Here is a 22,199-nt window from a genome sequence, read left to right as displayed (position 1 = left end):
TGTCGCCGCAGGTCAGCGCCAAACCGGTTCGATCAGGCTCGGGTCGAACTTGCGCCGCCCCCGCCCGACCGGGTGGATCAGCACGGCCGACAGGCTGTGCAGGATCAGCGCTTGCTGGCGCTCGATGGGAAGGCTCCGGAAGTCCTCGTCGATGTCGGCGCTCAGGGACTCGGCCTGATGCCGCTGCTTATTGAAGCGTCCGCGCTCCAGCTTCAGTTCGTCGCGCCGCCGCTCCAGATCCGGGAGAAGCTGGAGAAGGGTCGAGACGGTGATCTCCTTCGCCTTCGCGGCCTGCGTCAGCTCCACGATGTCGGCTTCAACGCCGACAAGTTCGTCCGCCCCCGGCCATTGGTCAGCCGGGGCTACGGCACTGACGGCAGCCCGCTGCCGCTGCTCAGCGAGGACGAGACTGATGACGAATTCGTCCACGGGTTCGCCCACACGGGCCACCTTCCCGCATCCACCGTTCGTAGATGAGCACTGGTACTTGAAAGCGGCGGAGTCGGATCCAGGTTTCCGCCGGCTGTTGACGTGACCTCGGATCTTGGAATGGCACAACCCGCAGCGGGCGATGCCGGACAGCAGATACTTCCGCGCGAGCGACCGGCCCGGGTACTTCCGCTTGCGTTCCGCGACCACCGCGCAGACCGCTTCCCACTCTTCAACGGTGTTGATCACCTCCCATTCGCCGATGACCGGCTGGCCGTCCTCCTCGAAGAGGACTTCACCCTTGTAGGTGCGGTAGCCGCAGAGCCGAGGATTGGTCAGCATCTGCTCGACAAGGTGGTGCGGCAGGCGGGTGGTCCCCCGCCTGGGGTGTGCCACCCCCCGCCGTTGCCAGTCCGAACGGATGGTCCCGATGCGAACGCCTGCCAGTAGCTGCTTCTGTGCCGCGCGGATGTGCTCGACAGCTTCGGGGTCGAGCTTGAGCCCACCCTTCAGCCATCCGAAGGGTGCCGGCCCCCCGCTCGACTTGCCCTGTCTCGCCAGCTCAAGGTGCTTGCGCTGGATCCGACGCGAGGCATCGTGCGAGGACTTGTTGGCAAAGGCCACCATGACCCGGGCCATGGTTCGGCCGTCCGGCGTTGCGAGGTTCACATCGTTGGTGACTGTGGCGAACAGCCGCCGAGCGTGCGCGTCGTACAGATCGATGAGCCGTTCAAGGTCTTTCGGCTGGCGGGCAAGTCGGTCGAGGTCGTACGCCACGACGCCATCGATGAGGCCGGCCGCCAGGTCACTCAACATCAGCTCGAACTCGGGCCGCCGCACGTTGCGCTTGAACGCTGAGACGTCGTTGTCCTCGTACACCTTCGCGACGTCCCAGCCACGGAGATCCGCCAGACGCTCGCAGTCCTCTCGCTGACGCGCCACACCCAGCCCGTCCCGCTCGTCGTCCCTGGACATGCGCGTGTAGACAGCAACCCTGTACGCCTTCACTGGGACCGCCCCCGGAGGACAAGAAGGCGGTTCACCCATTCGTCGTCCCTGGCCGGTGCCCTGCGCAGGTGCTTCGCGATCCACTCGTCTTTCGTCATGACGCTCTCGCAGGCTTCCTGCTTGCCCTTGTTCCTGGTCCGGCCCTTCATGCGGACAGTTCTCCTTCCGTGCTGGGGATGGGTCGTCGTGAGGTAGCGAGCCAGGATTCGGCGGCAGTCAGGCCGGCACCGGCGAAGCGCCAGTGCGAGAGGACGAGGACGGAGTCCGGATCGGGGAGGGGGTGGCCAGCCAGAACCGCGCGTTCGCGGGTGAGTGCTTCGTTGTGGTCGGCGCGTTCCTGACGGAGGGCGCCGAGGGTGACGGAGTACGCACGGGATTTCGTCGAGAAGTGGCCGCGGAAGCCGAGCATGTGAGCCCACTTGCGCAGGCGCAGGTCTTCGAGCTCGGGAAGGGCGCCGAGGTGCCAGCACGTGAGGATCAACTGACGTGCGTGATCGGTGACTTCGGCGCCGATCAGGTCGGTGATGGGGTTGCGGATGGGGCGGTCCAGGGTGCCGGTCGCACTTTCGGCGCCCTTGGTGGCGTACTTGGCGATGTAGGCGGCGACGGCGCGGCTGGTCAGGTCTGTGGCGCCGGTGAAGTCGGCCGAGCGGATGGGGCGGATGTCGAGCTGGTTGCCGAAGCGGAAGGTGCGGGCGTCGCCGTCGAGGGCGGGGCCGGGGGTTTCGGCGAGGCGGGCGGCTGAGCGGATGGCGTCGGTGAGGAGTTCGGTGGTGGCCCAGGTGGGTGGGATGTCCTCGGCTCCGTCCGGTCCGTCGAGTCGGATCACTGCGTGGAAGTGGACGGCGCCGCGCCGCTGGTACTCGGCGACCTTGGCGTACGACACCTTGAGGCAGTCGCGGAGCTCCGAGCGGCCGATGCCCGCGCGGGAGGCAAGCTGTTGGCGGAGATAGGTGGTGAAGCGGGCCCACAGGGCGCCGGCGTGCGCGTTCCAGAGGACGGCGGAGCGGTAGTCGTAGCGGTCGGGGTTGAGTGGCGTGCCGAGGGCGGGATCACCGTCCGGGTGGAGGTGTCCGCAGCGGCAGCGACCGCCGCCAGGGCGGTTGTGGACGGGGCCGAAGGAGGGGGCGGTGAAGGTGGCGAAGACGCGGGGGTGTGCGGCGACGGCCGGGCCGATGCCCTTGCCGCCGCTCAGGCCGGCGGTGACGAGGTGGTACGTGTCTTTGCGGTAGACCTCGGCGCAGGCGGCGCACCTGGTGGCGCGGCGGTTGTTGCAGCGGATGAGGAGCTGTCCGGCGGGAAGGTCGCGGTCGACGACCTCACGGACGATCTCCCCCGTCGCGGCGTGGACGTCGAGGCGGTGGCCCTCCATCCGTACCGGCCGCTCGCAGCCGCCGAGTCGCTGGATCTGGTGTGCGTAGGTGCTCAGGTCGCCGTGCAGGGCGAGGGCCGCCAGTTGGCGGATGGCTCCGGTCGGAGCCTCGGGGCGCATGTGCGGGTTCCTCCTTGAAGGTGGGAGCTTGGGCAGCAGCCCGACTTGTCCAGGGGGCTAGACAGTGTGGGCAAGCCGAGCTGCAGAGCAGACGAGGGTCAGCGGCAGTCGCTCTTGAGGATCGAGCGGACGGTGACCGCGCAAACGGCCACGGAGGCGGCGGTGATCGCGACGGCGAGGAGCATGGAGACCAGGACCGCGCCGACGACGAGGACCAGGGCGCCACCACCGGCGGCGAGGGTGAGCGTGCTGCCGGGGGTGAGCTGGACCGTGGGCCGGTTGGAGGCAGGGGCAGACGGGACCGGGGCGGAGACTGGGACGTAAGGCGACGGGCTGTAGGCGGTCGGGGCCGGGGCGATCGGCGCCGGAGCGGTGTCCTGCGGCGGGTACTTGGGCGTGAACACGGCTGGTCCCTTCATGGTCAGTCGAGGAGGGAGGCGACAGCGGGAGCGAGGACGCTGTTGGCGACGAGGTAGCCGCCGAGGAGGAGCAGGGCGACCAGCCACCACGGCGGGCGGGCAAGCTGGATGCCGAGGACGGCGACGACGAGCACGGCGAACCAGAGCGGGACGTCCATGACGGTGATCTCCTTCTCAGGCCTTGCAGCGGTGGGTGCGGGCGGCGAGTTCAGCGGCGGCGCGGCTGTCGTACTCGGCGGAGAAGTCGCAGCGGGGCGCGGTGCAGGTGGCAAGGTGGCGGTTGCGTCCACGGGCCAGGTACGAGGCGACCTGTACGGGACCGATGCGGCGGACGTTGCGGAAGCGCGGGGTCACTGGGCGGTCCTTTCTCAGAGGTGGGCGGCGACGGATGCCGTCATGGACGGGGGCAGGCCGAGCCGGGCGCGTACGGCATCGGGATCGGCCGGTTGGCCTGTGGCAGTGCGGTGTTCTGCGGCGAGGGCCCGTACGCGGTCGACGAGGGCGGGAGGTAGGGCGACAGCGGGAACGGGCGCCGGTGCAGCGGTCACGAGGCCGGTCGGGGGTTCCTCGGCCACCGGAGCAGGGGCGGGGGCGGGGAGTTCGTCACGGCGGGGCGAGTCGACCGCGACCGGGGCCGAAGGCGGTGCGGGATCTGTCTCCGGCGTCACGGAGGCCGCCGGTTGCTCAGAGGTGCGAGGCCCGTGGGCCAGCAGGGTTCCGCCGAAGAAGGCGACAGCGGGCCAGCCCGCCACCACGACGCGGAGCCACGCGGGAACGTGGTCCAGGTCGAGGAGGCCGGCGGTGGCGATGTTGGCTCCGAGGGAGGCAGCTAGGGCGACCAGGAACCACAGCCGGGAGCTCCCGGCCGGGCGTCCGGCGCGTTGCTGTTCGCGCATCCGGCGCCAGGCAGCGACCAGCAGCAGGTCAACGCTGACCGGGTAGGCCCACGCCTTCCAGCCGCCCTGTCCGGCCGCCTCCGCCAGGTCGTGAAGGTGGGAGAAGGACAGGGCGCCCGCAATGACGGCTTGGACGATCACGGGGTCCACGCGGGCGAGGTGGGCACGCATCGGGTCGTTCTCCTTCCGGGATTCAGGCATGGGAGGGGTAGGGACGTGGCGCGAGGCAGTCACGCCAGCCGTGGGGAGAGGGGTGCGGCTACTCGGTCACCGGGCGGGCCGTGGGCACGGCAGCAGCGGCGGGCGAGGCGGCCGCGGGCGGTTCGACGGTGACGGCGGGGCGGAAGGCGTCGAGGCGGGCCAGCTCGGGCACGAGTGCGGTGGTGGCGCGGCAGACGGCCGCCGCTTCTTCGAGGGTGAGGTGCGGGGAGCGGGCGCGGGACCAACCTCCGGAGGAGTCGCCGACGATGGCGACGCCGGGACGTTCGGCGGGGATGGCGGTGGCGGCCAGGGCCGCTTCCGGGGAGATGTCGGCGAGCGCCATGTTCGCCGACGACTCGTCGTTGACGCGGTGGCAGATACGGCCGGTGAGCTGGGCGCGGAGCATGGTGGCGCCCTTGCCGAGTTCGGAGCCGAAGCGCTGCCCACACACCTCCAGGTAGATGCCGGCCGCGCGGCCGAGCTGGGCGATGCGGATCAGCTTGGTGACCATGGCGTCGCGTCGCTTCTCGTCGTCGCGGCTCGCGGCGAGGAAGAGTTCCGCCACCTCGTCGACGACGACCACGACCGGCACCGGCCGCACCTTCTCCGGCAGGCCCCACACGTCCGAGGTGAGGACGGTGTCCGGCCCGATCGTAGAGCTGAGGCCGATCAGCCGGAATCGTGCCTCCATCTCTTCCAGCAGGACGTCAAGGAGTTCGTTCGCCCGGTCTGGGGTGTCGGCAAGGGCCGACAAGCGGGGCGCGAACGGAGCCAGCTCCACACCCCACTTGCAGTCGATACCGACGAGCACGACCGGTTGCCGGGCAAGCCCGCACACCAGGTTCCGCAGGTAGACGGACTTGCCGGACTGCGTTGCACCGAGGATGAGTTCATGCGGCACGGCACGGAACTCCCGCACGTGCCACCGCCCGTCATCCCGCAGCGCCAGCGGCAGGGAGAGCAGTCCGCCACTGTGTCGCCGACGCCGCGAGGGTCGTACGTCCGCGAGCACGTCCCAGCCGATCAGCCGCAGTTCGAGCCACCCCGGCTTGGTCGGGCGGATGTGCACGGCATGCGCGGCCCAGGCATGCCGCAACCGGTCGGCGGAAGCGATGAAGTCCTCCGGAGCCTGCCCGGTCGCCATGCGCAGCCGCATCACGAGACCGGAACCGGTCGGCACCGGGAACGATCGGCGAGGCGGTACCGGAGCCGCTTCCCGCCCGAGCATCCGGGCAGTGGCCCGACGCATGGCCGAGGCCGGGACGGTCAGACCGCAGGCGTCCATCGTGGCCCGGTACGTCACCAGCACCCGAACCGCGACGAACGGATACCCGACGAGCCACCAGAACGCGACCGGCACCTGACGACGTAGCACCAGCAGCGCGACCAGGCTGACCAAGCCCAGGACGAGCATCCACACGGTGTCGGTCATGGCGATCAGCCCCGCACCGGCGCCGGCGCGTTGACCATGACGGCGTCCGCCCGGTAGGCGATGCCGTGTCGCATCCGGCCGCCGAACTCGCTCTCCCACGGCCGGGCGACGAGGCCGGACAGGATGACCGGAGCTCCCATCACCAGGCCCTCACCGATGCCCTGCTCCGGAACGGTCACCTTGATCATGTCCGAACCGCCCTGCGCGATGAATACGACCTCCAGCACCATGAGCCGCTGGTTGGTCACCGGGTCCACGGCGATCTCACCGGTCTGCCGGTCCCTCACCTTGACCTCGGGCAGCTTCGTGACGAGCAGCGTTGCGGCCGAGGCGTCCACGGGGATGACACGCATTTCTTGAACCTCACTGGTTGGCGACGCCCTGATGAGCGCCGATCCGATCTGGATACCCCCCTAGACAGCAAGGGAGGTCACCCGCCCTAACTGTCTAGGGGGGTTGACGACAACAGTAGACCGCCAGCCGGAAACTGTCTAGGGGGGTATACGTGCGTGTCTCGGAAGACGTGCGGCCGCTACGGCAGAACCCAGTGCAAGGCTGTGGCGTCGTCGTGCGCTTTACCCCGTGGCCAGCGTCGCCCCTCGGAGTCGCCGGCTTCGATCTCCCGTACGCGACGGATCAACTCGGCAGGCCCGGCCGCACTGAGGAGAGCCAACGTCTCTGGCCAGGTGCAGAGTTCGAAGGAGTCGACAAGTCTCGTCGCACCGTCGCTCAGCAGGGACACGGACGCCAGCGACACCAGCGGCACCGCCCCTGTGAGAGCGTGTTCGGCGGCGTGCGGATCCGGCCCGGCGATCCAGAAGCCACCAGGCCGGTTACGGAGCCCTGTCAGCGCATCGCGGTACTCGGCCAGGGCGGCGGCATGTTGGGGTGAGCCCGTGGGAAGCGCGTCGACCGGCCCGCGTAGCCGTTTGCCGACGTCGTCCAGGCGCTGATCCGTGATCGCGGTCGCCTTCCCGTCCGTGTCGGCGAGCAGCATCGTTGAGTCGCCGAGGACGAGGTATTCCAGAGCTCCCGCGGTGGCGCGTACGGCCAGGACGGTACTCGTCGGACTGGCCCGATAGGCCAGGTCGCAGGTGTCCTCATGCAGGGAGCGAACAGCCTCGATCGAGTCGGCCAGGCAGGCGGCGAGCGCCCGGGCGGGCTGCGCGCTGATGATGCCCAGCAGCAACCCGCCCAGCGTCGAGGAGAACCATGCGATGCCGTGCACGCATCCGGTCTCGGCTCCGGCCACGCCGGCACCGTCGAGGAGGACGGCCGCACCGGGAGCGGCGGCGGCGAAGTCCTCGTTCTCCCGTCCCGGTCCGGCGGGCTGTGAGTCGAGGACGACGTTCACGCTGTCGTCTCCTCGTCGTGCAGGTAGAGCGGGGTGAGCAGCTCGACGGATTGCGGTTCGTCGGTCTCGGGGTCGTATTCGACGCTCACCAGCGTCGAGAAATGACGTTCGCCCACTTGGCCCCAGAGCGCGTTGAGATCCGAGGCGAGCAGGTGAACGACGCCAAGGGACCCCGCTGTGTGGATGCCCGCGATGGCGAGCACCGATCCGTTCCCGTCGGGGCGGGGCAGCCGGCCGAGGTATCCGACATCGTGCGGACGGTATGGCTCGGTGTCCGCCCCCGCGCCGTAAGAGGAGCCAGTGCGACGGTCTACCAGGGCCCACGGCTCGCCGTCCGGGTGCTCCCAGCCGAGCACAGGATCCTGGGCGTACAGATCGCTCATGGCCTGAGACATACCGGGCCCACACACGACGACCAGGCCGTCACGGTTGAGGTCGACCTCACCGCTCACCTGCACGTGACCGGAGCTGACGTCGAGCCCATACGACTTGGCCAGCTCTTCGAGCCGCTTCCCGGAGTTCATGTCAGCCATGGCGACCACTGGCCGCTTCTTCTCGCCGTCCCACCGCAAGGGGGTGACGATCGTGACTGCTCCCGCGCCGAGGAAAGCGCCCTCAGGTGCCGGCCCGGTGTGCCGGATCTGGTGAATCCGGCCGCGGCTCAGGCCGGCCTTTTCCGCGATCTGCGCGTACGAGAGCCCTTGCGCATGCAGGTCCTGAACGACGCGGCGGCGGAGCCGGGCGAGTTCGGTCACCTCCTGCTGCGCGTCGGCCAAACGGGCCGTGACCTCACGCAGGAGCAGGTACGGATCATCGATCGCCATGATCCGTTGCAACTCGTCCGACATGACCACACCTCCTAGAAGTAACCAGGAGTCTAGGGCCCTAGACAGAACAGGCGCGAGACGGCGTCCAGAATGAACCCCCATCACGTAGAACGCAGCTCTGCGCCGAGGCACACCTTTGGGGCTCACCCTCGGCTACCCGCGAGGCAGGTGCAGGCCATCATCGTGAGCCAGACCATCACCCGCTCACCCGCGCGAGGTCCGCCCATACGCAGCGCCCGCCGGCAGGTCGGTCCTTCACGCCCCAGTCTTTGGCGCAGGCCGAGACCATCATCAGCCCGCGGCCGCCCTGGTCCACCGGACTATTCACGCTCCGCACCAACGGTTCGTCGTCGCCGCCCTGGTCGACAACCTGAACGCGGATGAAGTCGTCGGTGAAGCCGATGACCACGAGGAACCATCCCCGGTACCAGCCGCTACGGGTATGCCGGACGGCATTGGCCGCCAGCTCGCCGACGACCAGGACGGCGTCATCCACGAGGCCGGAGGCTTCATCCTCCAGCAGAGAGGCAACGAAGTGGCGCGCTTCGGCCACCTGCCAGGCCTGGCCGGGAAACATGCGGGCCCAGTCTTTGGGCATGGGAACACTCCTCTGCGTCTAGGGGGCTACGTTGCAGTGAGCAGAGTATTCCGGCACGCAATCAATGAGCCAGGCATCTTGAGGAATTATTCCTCTATCGAGTGGCTGGAGCGTCCAGGTCCCGGAAGTCCGCCATCACGTGGAGCAGCAGTTCCCGCACCTCAGCCCCGAAGACCGCGGCACTCTCGAAGCGCCCGAACGTCTCCGCGTACGCGGCAACTTCGGCGGAGTCGTCCACGACCCGCTCACCCCGGAAGCTCTCGACGACGACCGCCCCGTGATCGCACAGGGTGAACCCATGGCGCGGCATGACCGGCACAGGCCGACGCCACGGAATGACGCCGAGCTGCACCGTGCTCAGACTCTCGACAGCCAGCAGCCGGTCAACCTGGGCGAGCATCAGCGCAGGACTCCCCGGCCAGGTTCGCAACACACCCTCCGTCAGCACGAACACCGACTCCCGCCCCGGCTCGTACAACAGACTCTGCCGCTCCACACGGGCGGCGACAGCACGGCCGACAGCCTCAGGGGAAGCGTTCGGAGCACTGTCGAAGACGTGCCGGGCGTACTCGGCACTCTGGAGCATGGCCGGCAGGACGACGCATTGGAACGAGCGGATCAGTCGCGCAGGTCGCACCACGTCATCGAGAACCACCCCGACCGAGGCCAAGTCACCGAGGTCCGTGACCGTGTCCGGAGCGACTTCAACAGCGGCCAGGAGGTCACGCAGCTCACGCGAGGTCACGTCGTCGAGGCCGAGAGCGCGTGACAAACGGCCCAACACGTCAGCACTGGGGATCATCCGGCCGTTCTCGACCTTGGACACGGTCGGCTGCCCCACACCGGCCCGCTGCGCCAACACGGCACCCGTCAGACCAGCATCCGCACGCAGCGCACGAAGACGCGCACCAAGCGCCTTCATCCGCTCCCGCCGCTCACTCCCCATATCCAGGGTTCTACACCACGAGGCAGCCGACACCAGGCACGAGACCTAGATGATCATGAACCACCCAGCCCATGATTCAAACTTTCTCTACTGGTTCAAGGCGGCTCGCTCCGCTCCCCGCGCGCGGCCCGGCCCCCGGCCGGGCCTGCGCTCCAGTCTCCGCCCCGCTCCAGCCCGGCCGGCGCCCATGCCGCGCTTATGGCAATCAGTCGCCTGATACCGGAGAAGAGGCGCGTCACAGAGCTGAAGTTCAGCGCAATACGATCGCATTCGCCCGCGCCCACTGGACAACCGTGACTGCCAGGTGGACAGCAGCTTGCGCCTCTTCCAAACTCGGCTTCCTCTGGCCGCTATTTGCATGCCTATCAGGATTTGGCCATAGCGATTCCAAAACGCCAAGAACGGGGTCGATTGAATGATCCATCTTCATCCCCGGAAGAACAAACCTCCAGCGCTGCCCCTGACTCTTCAGTGAGCCCACAACATGTCCCAGTTGCGCTTTATCCTGCTTGGGGACAACGATGGGAATCAGTACAGCCTCAACGGCCTTGATCGCATGATCCCATGCATCCGAAGCATCGGAGTCCCGAGAGAAAGCGCGATCCCAAGCCTGCTTCAGCTCCTCACTGGCGAGATCGGCAGGAGTTACGGCGACATCAAAGCTTTCTTGAGCCACGGCATCAACTCGCCGTCGCAGCCCCTCCCCCTTGGTTGCCATCCATGCCGAGCCTCCAAGAGAAAGGGCGTGCTCAAGGCTGTTACAGCGAGATTTGCCACCGCTCGTGCTGAGTAGATAATCGATCAGATCCAGGAAGGTATCCTCATTACGCTTACAATGAGAAATGAGGTCACGCATCATGTCAGCAGCCCTCTTGTTAATGAGGGGGGCGCGCACAGCAAGAGCCGCAGAGTGTACGAGTCGTCCATTTGTTTGCGGCGCGCCTCGATATCCGAAGACTTCCTCAGTCCAAAACTCCAAAGATGGCACTAGATGCTGCGGTACACCTTCCGCCATCCCGGCCGGCGGGCGTACCCCGCGACGGACGGACAGGGGAACCCAATTCGACATGCCACAAAGGGTACCGTGTGCCAGTTACGAGCGCGCCCAGTTATCGCGATCGAAGAGCTAGGAGTCAGCTTTCCAGACTCGGGGCGAGCGGATGATCATCAACGGTCGGACGTCGCGGGTTGGCCCTGGTCGAGACCCCGATAGCGTGGCTGAGGCCGGTAGGGGTGCAGCGAGACACACGCGTGCGTGGTCGGTTGGCGCGCCCGCCGTCGTGGCTGACTGTCGTCGGCTGAGGTACGGGCGGGCTCCGGGTCAGCACTGGGTGCCGATTGCGCCGCAGGTGGCGAACTCACCAAGTCCACCCGTGGCGGCTGACACCGACAGCCCGAACAGCGACGGATGGTCAGGCGAGAGATACGGTCGGTCAACCAACATGCCAACCGCCGTGATCGACCTGATAGGAATAAAGATCGACCTTAAAGCCTGAAGCCGACTACGGCCGTGTGTCGGCGATTGGGCCTGAGATACTATCGAGCCCAACCCTCGGATGTATCAACCGTTCGAGGTTGCCGAGTTGAGTTCTGCGGACAATCGGCTCGCCTCAATCGTCAAAGCTCTTACGTGACGCATCGACAGATCGATTTCTTTTCCGTGAACGATAGCATTTCGAGCGTTCAGTAGTCGCCGCACGAATTTAACGCGACCTTCATCAAGAATTCCCTCTTCAGCCAGGCCAGAAATCATCCTGCCGATTGAGGCCGTACCCCTGGATTCGCCAAAAAGCACACTATAGCGAACGCGAATTGCAGCTTCCAGTTCAATCCAGGCTCGCACCACCTGGAAGGCATCGCGCGGACTGGCGGCATCTTTCGGTGAAGTGGCAGACCTCGGGAGGGACTTGCTATCGATTACCCAGGTTAGAATTGGCCCGATCGCACTCCCAATCAGAGCGCCACTGATCAAAAATGGGGACGGATTAGAGAAGTCATCCCGATAGATATACATGAAAATCGTGACGATCAATCCCAGGAGCGAGTAAGTCAGCGTGGCAATCCTTACCACCCTGAGTCGTCGCCTAAGGGTCGATTCACCACCACCCACTTCAACGAGCGCTTGGTAGACGTCACGAACGCCGGCGCGGGCTTCATCCCCACCAGCTCCGCTAGCAATGGCTCCAGCCCGCCATGCAACTTCTCGCCTGATGTCGCCGACAGCCTCATCCAATGCACTTTCAGCCGCAGCAGACAAAGGCGGGGTCGCGTTAGACATTTCCTCACTCACCGCAACGCCCCCAAGAGCCCGGTAGTCACCACAACGGCCGAACAAATGACAAATCCGATCACTCCCCAAGTCTCTTGCGTTTGATTAGAAAACCATCCCGTCGCAATACCGGCGATCGTGGCTACAATCCAAAGGACTATAGCAATCCAGTCCTTCTTTTGTGGAGCTAGGTTCCGCCGTACCGCGTAATTGGCATCTCGAACGTCGGTCGCAGTCACCTGCGCAGGGCCAGCGCCGTTGCGGTGCATGGCTTCAAGCCGTTCGGCTTCGCGGAGCAGCCCTCGACTGAAGTCGGTGGCGTGATCTATCAGGGCATCTCTCGTAGGCCCTAACAAGGCATCGCTACCTGGGACAACTACCCTCAACTCGTCTGGCACACACGCAGTTTAGTCCGCGTGAGGTCACGAACGAAGCGCTTCGGGATTTCCAGCAGTCACTTTGTGTAGTCGATTGGACACTTTAAGCTCCTCTTGAACAACCGTGGCGTGTCTCCGCGGTGGCCACTCTGGTCGAGAGGGGGAGTGCCCTACACCCCAGTGGGAGTCACCGAGCCTGAACGCACGTGTCGACCGAGCGAAAGCAAGGGCTCGGATGCCTTGATCGTCTTCGGAACAAACGGGTTACAGTTCGGCCCTCCACTTACCCATCTCAGTATGGAACCCCCAGATCAGTGGACCGGAGGTCTCCAAGGTCAGGTGGTGGCCTTGGCGGCCTGTGGAGGAGGAGGTACTTCAAACACCTTCAGCCCCTTCTCCAAGGCTCGGAACTCCATGCCGGCGTCGACACAGGCGAGAGTGATCTCGTGAGGCACCATCTTCTGGATCTTGAGTGCTTGGTGGATGATCTCGTCGTCAGCGATGGGGTGCCGCTGCTGCCACCCGTCGTCAAGAAAGATCTCGACAGTCACCTTGTCGCGGACCTGCGCCGGGATACCGGGACCAGTGGTGCGACGCTTCTCACGGAGACGCTTCAGGACCTTCCTGGCGCGGTCACCAGCGCGCGTGTTGCCTCCATCCTTGAGCCTGTCCAACTGCTCGACCACGATGATGGGGACGACCAGCCGAACGGAACCCTTGACACCCATCTTTGCGTGCCACACGAAGTCGGTGAAAATCTCGCCCTGGATGAACGCCGAGGTGTCCGGTACGACGATGGCTCCAGGGTGGCTCGCGAATGTGCGGTTCCGGGTCAGCGACGCGAGCGCGGCCTCGATGTCGCGGATCCGGTTCTCGATCTCTCGGTAGATCAGGGGGTAGGGGCGCGGAGTTGCCTGAGTGATCCGGCGAATCTCCCAGTACGCCGACGAGTACAGGTCGTCCGCCATGCTCTCGTCGTCGAAGAGGCTACGGAATTGGCTATCGGCCTTCTCTACCCAGGACAGGTAGTTGTCCCGAGCCGAGACAACAGCCGTCGCATTTCTGAGGTTTCCACACTCGTTCTTCAACTGCTGAAGCGTCAGCTCGGCGGCATCGATGGCGCCCACGTTCCTGAGGTGCATGGAAGACAGCCTGTCACCCGGGCTGTACTCATGCATACGAGATTCAGCAGCCATACAGGGTGGGACTGGATCTGGGCGGTCCGAGGCCGCTCGTCAGTGGCCAACGACGACCGATCAGGCACCCGTGATCACTGCCCTGGCACCCGCGACCAGGCCAGACCCTGGAAGTACGTCGGCCTCCCCCCTCAACAGCGACGGTGCTAGCGAGCCCGGCCCCGCCGCCCGTCTCAGTTTTCGTCTCATTCAGCGCCGTTCACGACCGTTCAGACGGGACCGAAGCCGGTAGCCGCCCCAACAACCGGCCATCCATGAACGCGGGTGAACGGTGCTGTACGTGGCCACGCGAGCCATCACCACAGTTGGAAAGCGTGTTGCTGCCGATCTGTGGCTGAGCCCGGAACGCCGTACGCCGAGGAGGCTAGGTTGAAGGCGTGGACGATGAAGCGATCAGTATCAGGCTCACGCGCGATCAGGCGTTCGTGCTGTCGGACTGGCTTTACCAGGTGATGTTCCAGTCGGACGATCTTGAGGGGATCGTGCGCGACCGGGCTGTCTGGTCTCCGATCTACGCGATCTCAGGAACGCTGGACAAAGCACTGAGCGAGATCTTCATGCCCGACTACGGGCCACGGCTCGAAGCAGCAAAGCAGCGCCTTCGCGCCGACCTCTACGATGCCAGCGACGAACTGGCGTCCCCGGCCGAGGGCAGCTGACGCGTCGCTCGGCATGTGCGCGGTCCCAGGAGCCCTGCCTCACCCGTAGAAGTGCGCGGGCAAGAAACCGCAGGTCAGAGCGCTTCCCTGGACGGTGTGACCGGATCCCCCGACTTACGCACTACAGGCAAAACACTCCACGGGAAGTTGATCCAGTCGTCGGTGCGCTTCCAGACGTACTCGCACTTCACCAGGGACTGCGACTTCTCGTAGATGACGGCGGAGCGGACCTCGGCGACATGGTCGAGGCAGAAGTCATGGACGAGCTTCAGCGTCTTCCCGGTGTCGGCGACGTCGTCGGCGATCAGCACCTTCTTGTCGGTGAAGTCGATCGCGTTGGGGACGGGCGCCAGCATGACGGGCATGTCGAGCGTCTGGCCCACTCCGGTATAGAACTCGACGTTCACCAGGTGAAGGTTCTTGCAGCCGAGGGCGTAGGCGAGCCCTCCGGCGACGAAGACACCCCCGCGGGCGATGCTGAGGACGACATCGGGCACGTACCCGTCGTCGGCGACGGCCTGCGCGAGTTCACGAACGGCGAGTCCGAACTGCTCGTAACTGAGATTCTCCCGCGCCACTGCGTCACTCACCCCTTCCCTCTCCTCTCCCCGCCTCAGACCTGGGTCCGATGGAAGTTGAGGAAGGACCGCGAGGCGGTGGGCCCGCGCTGGCCCTGGTACCGGGAGCCGTAGCGCTCGCTGCCGTACGGGTGCTCGGCCGGCGAGCTGAGCCGGAACATACAGAGCTGTCCGATCTTCATACCGGGCCAGAGCTTGATGGGGAGCGTGGCGAGGTTGGACAGCTCCAGGGTGACATGCCCGCTGAAGCCCGGGTCGATGAAACCGGCGGTGGAGTGCGTGACCAGCCCGAGCCGCCCGAGGGAGCTCTTCCCCTCCAGCCGGGAGGCGAGGTCGTCGGGCAGGGTGATGACCTCGTACGTCGACGCGAGCACGAACTCACCGGGGTGCAGGATGAACGGCTCGTCGCCCTCCGGCTCGACCAGCCGGGTCAGATCCGCCTGCTCGACCGACGGATCGATATGGGGGTACCGGTGATTCTCGAACACCCGGAAGAAGCGGTCCAGCCGCACGTCGATGCTCGACGGCTGCACCATGGATTCGTCATACGGATCGATCCGCACCCGCCCGGCGTCGATCTCGGCCCGGATGTCCTTGTCTGAGAGAAGCACGTCCCGAGGATACGCAAGACGCGCGGAGCCCCTGTAATCAGGACGTCTCCGCGCGTCTGCCCGCTGACGCGGCTGCTACCGCTGTACGGCCCCTACCGCCTCTCGAGCGTCACCGGCACGGCGCTGCGGAGCCGCGCACACCGGGGACACCGGACGAGACGTCCGGGGCCGAGCCGCTCGGCCTGCTGCATCGGGAACGAAGCGGTGCTGAACACGTGCCCATCGGCACAACGGACGACGGTGCGCTCCATCAAGTCCTAGAGTCCCTTCCCCAAAGAACCGCGTCCGGCTGCTGCTCGCCGGACAACGAAAGCCACATTACGGGACGAACGGGAAGACCCTCCAGGCGGCACTCCGACCCCGCCCGACCCCTCTTCGGCACCCCCACCGTACGCCCCAACTCCGGCCCCTCGCAGCCGGATCCCACCCCGCGAAACACACACGAACCCCTCGGCTTCAGCGCCGGGGGCCCGGGATGTTGTAGAGTGACGAGGCAATCGGACACCGGCTCGGCCGGCGTCTTACGCGGGTGTAGTTTAATGGTAGAACATCAGCTTCCCAAGCTGAGAGCGCGAGTTCGATTCTCGTCACCCGCTCCACGCGAAACCCCCAGGTCGATGACCCGGGGGTTCTTTGTTGTCTAGACCAGTTGGCGGGGCGCGCACCACATCCGCACCACAAGGGCTGAGCTAGGTGCCCGTGCGTTTGTCCTTGTGGTGCGCGGGGGCGCCCTTGTGGTGCTTCTCCCGCTCGGCGCGGACAAGGTCATCCAGCCCGGAAGCCACCTCCCGCTGCCGCTCCTCGTCGGAGTGCTGATAGATCAGTGCGGCTCTCTCCGAGGACTGGCCGGCGCGGACCATCGTGTCCTTGAGCGTGGCACCCGAACGGGTCGAGAGCGTGTGTCCGGTGTGACGAAGGTCGTAGAAGCGGAAGCCGTCCGGGAGGCCTGCGGCAGTGCGAGCGCGCCGCCACTTCCGACCGAAGGAGGTACGCCGGAAGGGAGCCCCCTTCTCACCGACGAAGACCAGGCCGTCAGGCCCCTTCTCGGCGAACCATGCGAGGTGCTGCCTCACCTCCTTGTGGAGAAAGGCGGGGAGGACGACGGCCCGAACACCGGCGCCCGACTTGGTCTCGCCAGGAGCGCGTTTGCCGTTGGTCCGCTCCGGTTCGGCGACGCGGACGCGGATCACCAGGTTGTCGGGGTCGACGTCCCGGCGGCGCAGGCCGGCCAGCTCCTCGGGGCGCATCGGGCCGTACGCGCCGAGGTAGACCATGAGGCGCCAGCGGATACCGATCGCTTCGGCGAGGGTGTCCACCTGGGCGACGGTGGCGATACGACGCTCAGCGGCCGACTCCTTGCCCGCGCCCTTGATACGGCAGGGGTTGCGGCTGATCAGTTCGTCGTCGACGGCGGTTTCCATGATGCTCTTCACGAGCCTGTATGCCTTGGCGACCATGGTCTTCGCCTGTGTGGTGCGAAGGCGTTCAGCACGCCATTCACGGATGCGTGGAGCGGTGATCTCGTCGAGGTCGAGGGCTCCGAAGGTCGGGAAGATGTAGAGACGGAATAGGTGCTCGTACAAGTCCACGGTACGAACAGCCAGCTCCCGCTCCTCGACCCACTTCTCCGCGTAGATCCGGAAGTTGACCGCGCCCGCGTCGGGAGCGCGCCAGTCGCCACGAGTCAGATCCGCCTCGACCTGGGACAGCCAGATCTCCGCTTCCTTCTTGGTCGCGAAGGTCTCGGGCGCGTGGATGCGCTCGCCGTCGGGTCCGATGTACGAGGCCGTCCAGCGGCCCGACCGGTACTGCCGCACCGCGCCGAAGCGACGACGCCTGCCCTTCTTGTTCGCCATCAGGCAGCCCTCCGAAGTCCTGCGCGACGGAGCCGGATCGGCTCGACGGTGCGTGATGCGATGAACTCCTCGACCGCGCTTTCGGGGATGCGGACATGCCGGCCGACCTTCACGTAGCGGATGCGCCGCTCCTCGACGAGCCGCCGAGGGAAACGGGCGGTCGTGCCGAGCAGCTCGGCGACCTGGTCGACGGAGAGGTATCGGTCGGTCGTCATGCGGTCGGTTCTCCTTCCGTTCCGGGGGCGGGTTCGAGGGTTGCGGCAAGCCAGGTCTCGGCGGCGCTGAGGCCCGTACCGGCGAAGACCCAGTGGGCGAGGACGAGCGTGGTTTCGCCGTCCTGCGGGACAGGTGGGGGCGTCTGCGCCCGGCGCCAGTTGGCACGGGCGGTGCGGAGGGCGCCGAGGGTGGTGGAGTAGCGGCGGGACTTGGTGGAGAAGTGGCCGCGGAAGCCGAGCATGTGAGCCCAGGCGCGCAGGCGGAGGTGTTCCAGGTCCTTGCGGGCGCCGAGGGTCCAGGCGGTACGGATCATGCGGCGGGCGTGGTCGGTGATCCGGGCGCGGGCGAGTTCGGCCAGGAAGCGGATCGGGCGGTCCAGGGTGCCCGTCGTCGTCTCGGCGCCTTTGGTGGCGTACTTGGCGATGTACGCCGCTACGGCCCGCTCGGTCAGCTCCTGGCCACCGTCGAAGTCGGCGGAGCGGATGGGGCGGACGTCGAGCTGACGCCCGAAGGTGAAGGCGTGGGCCCGACCGTCGATCACCAGGCCCTCGACGCGGGAGGCGGTCACAGCAGCGCGAATGGCGTCGGTCAGCAGTCCGGCCGTGGCCCAGGGCGGGGGCGGGGTGTCGCCGCCTTCCGGGCCGTCGAGGCGGATGACCGCGTGGAAGTGGACCGCGCCGCGCTTCTGGTATTCGGCGACCTTGGCGAAGGAGACGCGGGCGTGGTCGCGGAAGGTTCGTTGGGTGAGGCCGGCGCGCTTGGCGACCTCACGACGGAGGTAGATCGAGAAGCGTCGCCAGAGGGCGCCAGCGTGCGCGTTCCAGAGAACGGCCGCTTCGTAGTCGTAGGTGTCGGGGTCGAGTGGGGTGCCGAGGGCTGCGTCCTCCTGGTCGTGGTGGACGCCGCAGCGGCAGGGACGGCCGTCCGTGCGGCGGTTGTGAACCGGGCCGAAGCCGGGGGCGGTGAAGGTGGCGAAGACGCGCGGGTGGGTGGCGACCTGGTCGGGGGTGCCCTTGCCGCCCCGGAGTCCGGCGGTGATCAGCTGGTAGGTGTCACGGCGGTAGACCTCTGCGCAGGCCGCACAACGCGTTGCCCGCCGGTTGTTGCAGCGGACCAGGAGGTGACCGGCGGGGAGGGTAGCCGAGTCGAGGCGGTGAAGGATGTTGCCGATCTCGCCCGTGCGGGTGTCGACGGCGTATTCGGTGCGGTGGCCGTCGAGGCGGACGGGGTGGGTGCAGCCGCCCAGGCCCGCGAGCTGTCGCGCGAGGGCGGGCATGGTGCCGAGGGCGGCGAGGGTGCTCAGCTCCGCCAGCGGTGGCGGGGTCGAGTGGGTAAGGATGGGAGTCCCTTTCGGCTGTTTCGGTGGTTGGGAGGGACGGCCCCGGGGCGGCGGGATGCTTGGCGGCTTGTTGCCGCCCCGGCGGCCGGTCAGTGCCTGTTGGCGCCTGTGACGAGGGAGCGCAGGACCACGGCGGCGATGGCGACCGAGATGGCCGTCACGGCGACGGCCACCAGGAGCGCGGTGAGGACGATGCCGACGACGCCTACGGCGGCGACCGCGCCCGCGTAGGGGGTGAGCGGGCGGCCGGCGGAGGGCGCAGGGGTCTGCACCTGGTGGTGAGTGGTGATGGTCGTCGGCAGGTGCGGGGTGTCGGGCAGTTGCGGGCGGAACAACACGGCGTACCTCCTTGTCACTTGTCGTTGCCGTTGACGACGCCGACCCCGGTACGGGTGCCGGTTTCGATGGCGGGGGCGAGGAAGGTGTGCGAGAGCCAGAAGCCGAAGAGGGCGATGACGATGGCGACCCAGATGCGGACGCCGAGGAACTTGATCGCGGCCCAGGCAATGACGCCCAGGACGAAGACGAGCGGGAGCGAGACGGTCATGGACTCTCCTCAGCGGACGCGGCAGCGGTGGGTGCGGGCGGCCAGCTCGGCGGCGGTGCGGCTGTCGTAGTCGGCGGAGAAGCCGCAGCGCGGAGCCGTACAGACGGCCGCGTGCTTCTCGCGGCCCCGGCCGTCGTAGTAGGTGCCGACCTGGACGGGTCCGATGCGGACGAGGCGGCGGAAGCGGGGGTTGGCGGGCATCAGGGCAGCTCCTTCGGTTCGTCGTGGTTGTCGCCGGTGAAGTCGGCGACGTGGTCGATCAGCCACCGCCGGATCTCCGCGCCCTCGACCGGGTCGGCGGTGAGGATCACGGGTTCGGCGATGAGCATGGCTTCGGTGAGTCGGTTCTGACGGGTCAGCTCGGCGGCACGGTTGAGCGCGCGGAGCGTGGACGGGCGCATGTGTTGAAGTGCTCCTGGGTTCAGGTGAGTTGGGTCGCGATGGCTTCGGCGAGCGGCAGCGGGACGCCGAGCCGCGCGCGGAGGATCGAGGTGTCGATGGGGGTCCCGGTCCGGGCGCGGTGTTCGTCGGCGACCTTGCGGGCGTGGGCGACGAGGGCAGGCGGGACCGGTGCGGCGGGCAGCGGAGCCAGTTCGGGCGCCGCTTCTACGGCGGGCGGTTCGGGCGCCGGGTCTGAGTCCGCTTCGGGCTCTACGGTCGGGCTGTGGGCGAGGAGCGTGCCGCCGAGGAAGGCGACCGCGGGCCATCCGGCGACGAGGATGCGCAGCCAGGCGGGTACGGCGTCGAGGTTGAGCAGGCCAGCCGTGGCGACGTTGGCACCGAGCGACGCGGTGAGCGCGACGAGGAACCAGCACCACCCGGCCGCTTTCGACCCACCGGAGCGCAGTCGCCGCCAGGCCGCCACCAACAGCAGGTCGACGGAGACCGGATAGGCCCACGCCTTCCAGCCGTCTTGTCCGGCAGCGGCGGCCAGGTCGTGCAGGTGGGCAAAGGACAGCGCGGCGGCGATCAGCGCTTGGACGAGTACGGCGTCGAGGCGGACGGGCAGGAAAGACACAGCGCGACTCCTTCCGGTTCCAGGCATGGCGGGGTAGGGAGTGGGCGCGGGACGGCCGCGCGGGTCGTTGGATCAGTTGCGGCTACTCGGCGACCGGGCGGGGAGCGGTCACCGGCCCGGGTGCCTCCACGGGCACGGGCGGGACGTACGGTCGGAAGGGCGCGAGGGCCGGAACATCGGGAACGAGGTGCGCCGACTCCCGGCAGGTGGTCGCAGCATCGGCGAGGGACAGGTACGGCGTACGGATGCGGGACCAGCCACCGGACCGGTCACCGACGACGGCCAGGCCGGGCAGTTCAGGCGCGATGGAGCAAGCAGCGAAGACCGCTTCCGGGGCGATGTCGCCAAGCGCCATCTTGGCGGAGGCTTCATCGTTGACCCGGTGGCAGACGCGGCCGGTCAACTGGGCCCGGAGCATGGTGGCGCCCTTGCCGAGTTCGGCGCCGAAGCGCTGCCCGCAGACTTCCAGGTAGATGCTGGCCGCGCGGCCGAGCTGGGCGAGGCGGATGAGCTGAGTGACCATCTCGTCGCGCCGTTCCTCGTCCTTGCGGGTGGCGACGAGGAAGAGTTCCGCGACCTCGTCCACGAACAGGACGACAGGCACGGGCCGTTCGCTCTCGGGCAGGCCCCAGATGTCCGAGGTGATCTCCTCGTCTGCGGTGCCGGGGGCGATGCCCTGCCGGGCCCTGATCAGGTCGTATCGATCCTGCATTTCCTTGACCAGGACCGGCAGCAGCTCGGCCGCTTCGTCCGGGTCGGTCGCCAGCGCGGAGAGCCGGGAGGCGAAGGGTGCCAGCTCTACGCCGCGCTTGCAGTCGATGCCGACGAGGGCGACAGGCTGAGTCGCCAGGCCGGAGACGAGATGTCGCAGGTACATGGACTTGCCGGACAGCGTGGCGCCGAGAACGAGTTCATGGGGTACGGCGCGATAGTCGCGGACGAAAGCGGTCGCGTCCTCCCGCAGAGCCACCGGCACCCGCAGAAGCCCGCTGTCGACTCGACGAGGCATGCGCACCTTGCGTAGGACGTCGTAGCCGACGAGCCGAAGTTCGACGACGCCGGGCTTCACGTCCCGCACGTACACGGCGTGAACACCCCAGGCGTGCCGCAGCCGTTCGGCCGAAGCAGCGACGTCCGCGGGTTCCTGCCCGGGAGCGAGTCGCAGCCGTACACGCAGGCCGGTCGCGTTGGGTCGGATCACTCCGCGACGCGGGGGAACCGGCCGCACCTCCCGCCGGGTAGTCGCCCGGACCGCCAGGGCCCGCCACCGGGACGGCTCGACGGTCAGCCCGCAGGCGTCCATGGTCGAGGAGTACGAGGCCAGCAGCCGGGCCACCGAGAGCGGCAGCCCGACCGTGGACCAGTACGCCGCCGGATGGGCGTGCCGGGCGTAGGCCGCGCCGCCTATCACGGCGAGCGGTCCGCCCAGCTCGGCCAACGTCGCCAGGTCGGTCACGTCGATCAGCCCGCCTGAGCCATCTGGAAGGCGCCGGGCATGACGGCCGTGGCGCGGTAGGCGATGCCGTGCCGCTCACGCCCGTTGAACACGCTCTGCCAGGGCCGGGCAACGAGCCCCGGCAGCGAGACCGGGGCGCCGACGGTCAGACCGTCCGTCACTCCGCTCTCGGGGATGGTGACCTGGATCAGCGACGACTCACCCTCGTCGATGTAGACGACGCCGATGGTCATCAGCGCCTCACCGCTCACGGCGTCCTTCGCGATCTCACCGGTCTGCCGGTCACGCACCTTCGGCGCCGGCGCTTCGGTGAGCAGGATCGTGGCGGTCGAGGCGTCAACGCGGATCACACGCACAGAGATTTCTCCTTCTGAGTTAATCAACTCGCCACCTGACAAGTTGACTTAGCAAGTTCGAAGTTAGGGATGCCAGGTTGACTTGTCAAGCGACTTGGAGGGCCGTCGACGAGCACGAC

General features: G+C 67.3%; 29 protein-coding genes and 1 tRNA gene. 2 read left to right on the top strand and 28 right to left on the bottom strand.

What is annotated here, in order from left to right:
* Window positions 1–12 precede the first annotated feature (12 nt).
* The 16 genes from ABZ490_RS12585 to ABZ490_RS12510 form a co-directional block, all read right to left on the bottom strand.
* Entirely contained in the window at window positions 13–1,476 is a 1,464-nt protein-coding gene (locus ABZ490_RS12585; protein ID WP_358988528.1) for a recombinase family protein, read from the bottom strand.
* Window positions 1,434–1,586, bottom strand: coding sequence for a hypothetical protein (locus ABZ490_RS12580; RefSeq protein ID WP_358988534.1), 153 nt, complete (start codon window positions 1,584–1,586; stop codon window positions 1,434–1,436). Before ABZ490_RS12580 ends, ABZ490_RS12585 begins: the two co-directional genes overlap by 43 nt.
* Window positions 1,583–2,929 carry a replication initiator gene (locus ABZ490_RS12575; protein ID WP_358988397.1) on the bottom strand — a complete coding sequence of 449 codons (1,347 nt, stop codon included), beginning with the start codon at window positions 2,927–2,929 and terminating at the stop codon, window positions 1,583–1,585. The genes ABZ490_RS12580 and ABZ490_RS12575 overlap by 4 nt, the downstream gene beginning before the upstream one ends.
* A gap of 98 nt (window positions 2,930–3,027) precedes the next feature.
* On the bottom strand, window positions 3,028–3,333 hold the full coding sequence (locus ABZ490_RS12570) for a SpdD protein (RefSeq protein ID WP_358988395.1): 306 nt from the start codon (window positions 3,331–3,333) through the stop codon (window positions 3,028–3,030).
* 17 nt (window positions 3,334–3,350) lie between these two features.
* Window positions 3,351–3,506: a hypothetical protein gene (locus tag ABZ490_RS12565; RefSeq protein WP_358988393.1), complete on the bottom strand. Its 156-nt coding sequence runs from the start codon at window positions 3,504–3,506 to the stop codon at window positions 3,351–3,353.
* Between the two features lie 16 nt (window positions 3,507–3,522).
* A complete protein-coding gene (locus ABZ490_RS12560) occupies window positions 3,523–3,702 on the bottom strand; it encodes a mobile element transfer protein (protein ID WP_354802734.1) in 180 nt (59 codons plus the stop codon).
* A gap of 14 nt (window positions 3,703–3,716) precedes the next feature.
* Window positions 3,717–4,415, bottom strand: a complete 699-nt coding sequence (locus ABZ490_RS12555; protein ID WP_358988390.1) for a DUF2637 domain-containing protein — start codon at window positions 4,413–4,415, stop codon at window positions 3,717–3,719.
* 88 nt (window positions 4,416–4,503) lie between these two features.
* Complete coding sequence (locus tag ABZ490_RS12550; protein WP_358988388.1) at window positions 4,504–5,877, bottom strand: FtsK/SpoIIIE domain-containing protein; 1,374 nt, start codon at window positions 5,875–5,877, stop codon at window positions 4,504–4,506.
* Between the two features lie 5 nt (window positions 5,878–5,882).
* Entirely contained in the window at window positions 5,883–6,230 is a 348-nt protein-coding gene (locus ABZ490_RS12545; protein WP_354802726.1) for a hypothetical protein, read from the bottom strand.
* 179 nt (window positions 6,231–6,409) lie between these two features.
* A complete protein-coding gene (locus ABZ490_RS12540; RefSeq protein ID WP_358988385.1) occupies window positions 6,410–7,231 on the bottom strand; it encodes an integrase in 822 nt (273 codons plus the stop codon).
* Window positions 7,228–8,079, bottom strand: a complete 852-nt coding sequence (locus ABZ490_RS12535; RefSeq protein ID WP_358988383.1) for a sigma factor-like helix-turn-helix DNA-binding protein — start codon at window positions 8,077–8,079, stop codon at window positions 7,228–7,230. Before ABZ490_RS12535 ends, ABZ490_RS12540 begins: the two co-directional genes overlap by 4 nt.
* A 175-nt stretch (window positions 8,080–8,254) precedes the next feature.
* Window positions 8,255–8,656 (bottom strand): ATP-binding protein, encoded by a 402-nt coding sequence (locus ABZ490_RS12530; RefSeq protein ID WP_358988381.1) that lies wholly within the window; start codon window positions 8,654–8,656, stop codon window positions 8,255–8,257.
* A gap of 94 nt (window positions 8,657–8,750) precedes the next feature.
* Complete coding sequence (locus ABZ490_RS12525; protein ID WP_358988379.1) at window positions 8,751–9,602, bottom strand: helix-turn-helix transcriptional regulator; 852 nt, start codon at window positions 9,600–9,602, stop codon at window positions 8,751–8,753.
* A 250-nt stretch (window positions 9,603–9,852) separates the two neighbouring features.
* Window positions 9,853–10,461, bottom strand: a complete 609-nt coding sequence (locus tag ABZ490_RS12520) for a hypothetical protein (RefSeq protein WP_358988377.1) — start codon at window positions 10,459–10,461, stop codon at window positions 9,853–9,855.
* 702 nt (window positions 10,462–11,163) lie between these two features.
* The gene (locus ABZ490_RS12515; RefSeq protein WP_358988375.1) at window positions 11,164–11,880 is read right to left on the bottom strand and encodes a hypothetical protein; all 717 of its coding nucleotides are present in this window, start codon (window positions 11,878–11,880) and stop codon (window positions 11,164–11,166) included.
* A 703-nt stretch (window positions 11,881–12,583) separates the two neighbouring features.
* Window positions 12,584–13,390, bottom strand: a complete 807-nt coding sequence (locus ABZ490_RS12510; protein ID WP_358988373.1) for a PIN domain-containing protein — start codon at window positions 13,388–13,390, stop codon at window positions 12,584–12,586.
* Window positions 13,391–13,821: 431 nt separating this feature from the next.
* Between ABZ490_RS12510 and ABZ490_RS12505 the strand changes: the two genes are divergently transcribed.
* Window positions 13,822–14,103, top strand: a complete 282-nt coding sequence (locus ABZ490_RS12505; RefSeq protein ID WP_358988371.1) for a hypothetical protein — start codon at window positions 13,822–13,824, stop codon at window positions 14,101–14,103.
* Between the two features lie 74 nt (window positions 14,104–14,177).
* Here the strand turns inward: ABZ490_RS12505 and ABZ490_RS12500 are convergent, their stop codons facing one another.
* Entirely contained in the window at window positions 14,178–14,693 is a 516-nt protein-coding gene (locus ABZ490_RS12500) for a phosphoribosyltransferase (protein ID WP_358988369.1), read from the bottom strand.
* 23 nt (window positions 14,694–14,716) lie between these two features.
* On the bottom strand, window positions 14,717–15,292 hold the full coding sequence (gene dcd, locus ABZ490_RS12495) for a dCTP deaminase (RefSeq protein WP_043502688.1): 576 nt from the start codon (window positions 15,290–15,292) through the stop codon (window positions 14,717–14,719).
* Window positions 15,293–15,817: 525 nt separating this feature from the next.
* On the opposite strand from dcd, the gene ABZ490_RS12490 reads away from it, so the two are divergent.
* Window positions 15,818–15,891: transfer RNA gene (locus ABZ490_RS12490), tRNA-Gly, on the top strand.
* 90 nt (window positions 15,892–15,981) lie between these two features.
* Here the strand turns inward: ABZ490_RS12490 and ABZ490_RS12485 are convergent.
* The 10 genes from ABZ490_RS12485 to ABZ490_RS12440 all read right to left on the bottom strand — a co-directional run bounded on the left by ABZ490_RS12485 (window position 15,982) and on the right by ABZ490_RS12440 (window position 22,080).
* A complete protein-coding gene (locus tag ABZ490_RS12485) occupies window positions 15,982–17,148 on the bottom strand; it encodes a tyrosine-type recombinase/integrase (protein ID WP_358988367.1) in 1,167 nt (388 codons plus the stop codon).
* Window positions 17,148–17,363 (bottom strand): helix-turn-helix domain-containing protein, encoded by a 216-nt coding sequence (locus ABZ490_RS12480; protein ID WP_358988365.1) that lies wholly within the window; start codon window positions 17,361–17,363, stop codon window positions 17,148–17,150. Before ABZ490_RS12480 ends, ABZ490_RS12485 begins: the two co-directional genes overlap by 1 nt.
* Window positions 17,360–18,640 carry a replication initiator gene (locus ABZ490_RS12475; protein ID WP_358988363.1) on the bottom strand — a complete coding sequence of 427 codons (1,281 nt, stop codon included), beginning with the start codon at window positions 18,638–18,640 and terminating at the stop codon, window positions 17,360–17,362. Before ABZ490_RS12475 ends, ABZ490_RS12480 begins: the two co-directional genes overlap by 4 nt.
* Window positions 18,641–18,792: 152 nt before the next feature.
* Complete coding sequence (locus ABZ490_RS12470) at window positions 18,793–19,038, bottom strand: SpdD protein (protein WP_358988526.1); 246 nt, start codon at window positions 19,036–19,038, stop codon at window positions 18,793–18,795.
* Window positions 19,039–19,055: 17 nt separating this feature from the next.
* Window positions 19,056–19,250 (bottom strand): hypothetical protein, encoded by a 195-nt coding sequence (locus tag ABZ490_RS12465; RefSeq protein WP_358988361.1) that lies wholly within the window; start codon window positions 19,248–19,250, stop codon window positions 19,056–19,058.
* 9 nt (window positions 19,251–19,259) lie between these two features.
* Window positions 19,260–19,451 (bottom strand): mobile element transfer protein, encoded by a 192-nt coding sequence (locus tag ABZ490_RS12460; RefSeq protein WP_358988359.1) that lies wholly within the window; start codon window positions 19,449–19,451, stop codon window positions 19,260–19,262.
* Window positions 19,451–19,651, bottom strand: a complete 201-nt coding sequence (locus ABZ490_RS12455; RefSeq protein WP_358988358.1) for a hypothetical protein — start codon at window positions 19,649–19,651, stop codon at window positions 19,451–19,453. The genes ABZ490_RS12460 and ABZ490_RS12455 overlap by 1 nt, the downstream gene beginning before the upstream one ends.
* Window positions 19,652–19,671: 20 nt before the next feature.
* Window positions 19,672–20,295 carry a DUF2637 domain-containing protein gene (locus tag ABZ490_RS12450; protein WP_358988356.1) on the bottom strand — a complete coding sequence of 208 codons (624 nt, stop codon included), beginning with the start codon at window positions 20,293–20,295 and terminating at the stop codon, window positions 19,672–19,674.
* Window positions 20,296–20,350: 55 nt separating this feature from the next.
* Window positions 20,351–21,724 carry an FtsK/SpoIIIE domain-containing protein gene (locus ABZ490_RS12445; RefSeq protein WP_358988354.1) on the bottom strand — a complete coding sequence of 458 codons (1,374 nt, stop codon included), beginning with the start codon at window positions 21,722–21,724 and terminating at the stop codon, window positions 20,351–20,353.
* A 5-nt stretch (window positions 21,725–21,729) separates the two neighbouring features.
* The gene (locus ABZ490_RS12440; RefSeq protein ID WP_093799046.1) at window positions 21,730–22,080 is read right to left on the bottom strand and encodes a hypothetical protein; all 351 of its coding nucleotides are present in this window, start codon (window positions 22,078–22,080) and stop codon (window positions 21,730–21,732) included.
* Window positions 22,081–22,199: the final 119 nt, after the last annotated feature.

Source organism: Streptomyces sp. NPDC005811 (assembly GCF_040630405.1).
Taxonomy (GTDB): Bacteria; Actinomycetota; Actinomycetes; order Streptomycetales; family Streptomycetaceae; genus Streptomyces.
Note: the sequence above shows the minus strand (reverse complement) of the source record. Positions and strands in the feature narration are given on the sequence as shown.

Coding starts and splice junctions, on each gene's coding strand:
- ABZ490_RS12585 (WP_358988528.1), bottom strand. CDS start 1,476: ATGGGTGAACCGCCTTCTTGTCCTCCGGGGGCGGTCCCAGTGAAGGCG.
- ABZ490_RS12580 (WP_358988534.1), bottom strand. CDS start 1,586: ATGAAGGGCCGGACCAGGAACAAGGGCAAGCAGGAAGCCTGCGAGAGC.
- ABZ490_RS12575 (WP_358988397.1), bottom strand. CDS start 2,929: ATGCGCCCCGAGGCTCCGACCGGAGCCATCCGCCAACTGGCGGCCCTC.
- ABZ490_RS12565 (WP_358988393.1), bottom strand. CDS start 3,506: ATGGACGTCCCGCTCTGGTTCGCCGTGCTCGTCGTCGCCGTCCTCGGC.
- ABZ490_RS12555 (WP_358988390.1), bottom strand. CDS start 4,415: ATGCGTGCCCACCTCGCCCGCGTGGACCCCGTGATCGTCCAAGCCGTC.
- ABZ490_RS12550 (WP_358988388.1), bottom strand. CDS start 5,877: ATGACCGACACCGTGTGGATGCTCGTCCTGGGCTTGGTCAGCCTGGTC.
- ABZ490_RS12545 (WP_354802726.1), bottom strand. CDS start 6,230: ATGCGTGTCATCCCCGTGGACGCCTCGGCCGCAACGCTGCTCGTCACG.
- ABZ490_RS12535 (WP_358988383.1), bottom strand. CDS start 8,079: ATGTCGGACGAGTTGCAACGGATCATGGCGATCGATGATCCGTACCTG.
- ABZ490_RS12530 (WP_358988381.1), bottom strand. CDS start 8,656: ATGCCCAAAGACTGGGCCCGCATGTTTCCCGGCCAGGCCTGGCAGGTG.
- ABZ490_RS12525 (WP_358988379.1), bottom strand. CDS start 9,602: ATGGGGAGTGAGCGGCGGGAGCGGATGAAGGCGCTTGGTGCGCGTCTT.
- ABZ490_RS12520 (WP_358988377.1), bottom strand. CDS start 10,461: ATGATGCGTGACCTCATTTCTCATTGTAAGCGTAATGAGGATACCTTC.
- ABZ490_RS12515 (WP_358988375.1), bottom strand. CDS start 11,880: ATGTCTAACGCGACCCCGCCTTTGTCTGCTGCGGCTGAAAGTGCATTG.
- ABZ490_RS12510 (WP_358988373.1), bottom strand. CDS start 13,390: ATGCACCTCAGGAACGTGGGCGCCATCGATGCCGCCGAGCTGACGCTT.
- ABZ490_RS12485 (WP_358988367.1), bottom strand. CDS start 17,148: ATGGCGAACAAGAAGGGCAGGCGTCGTCGCTTCGGCGCGGTGCGGCAG.
- ABZ490_RS12480 (WP_358988365.1), bottom strand. CDS start 17,363: ATGACGACCGACCGATACCTCTCCGTCGACCAGGTCGCCGAGCTGCTC.
- ABZ490_RS12475 (WP_358988363.1), bottom strand. CDS start 18,640: ATGCCCGCCCTCGCGCGACAGCTCGCGGGCCTGGGCGGCTGCACCCAC.
- ABZ490_RS12465 (WP_358988361.1), bottom strand. CDS start 19,250: ATGACCGTCTCGCTCCCGCTCGTCTTCGTCCTGGGCGTCATTGCCTGG.
- ABZ490_RS12460 (WP_358988359.1), bottom strand. CDS start 19,451: ATGCCCGCCAACCCCCGCTTCCGCCGCCTCGTCCGCATCGGACCCGTC.
- ABZ490_RS12455 (WP_358988358.1), bottom strand. CDS start 19,651: ATGCGCCCGTCCACGCTCCGCGCGCTCAACCGTGCCGCCGAGCTGACC.
- ABZ490_RS12450 (WP_358988356.1), bottom strand. CDS start 20,295: ATGCCTGGAACCGGAAGGAGTCGCGCTGTGTCTTTCCTGCCCGTCCGC.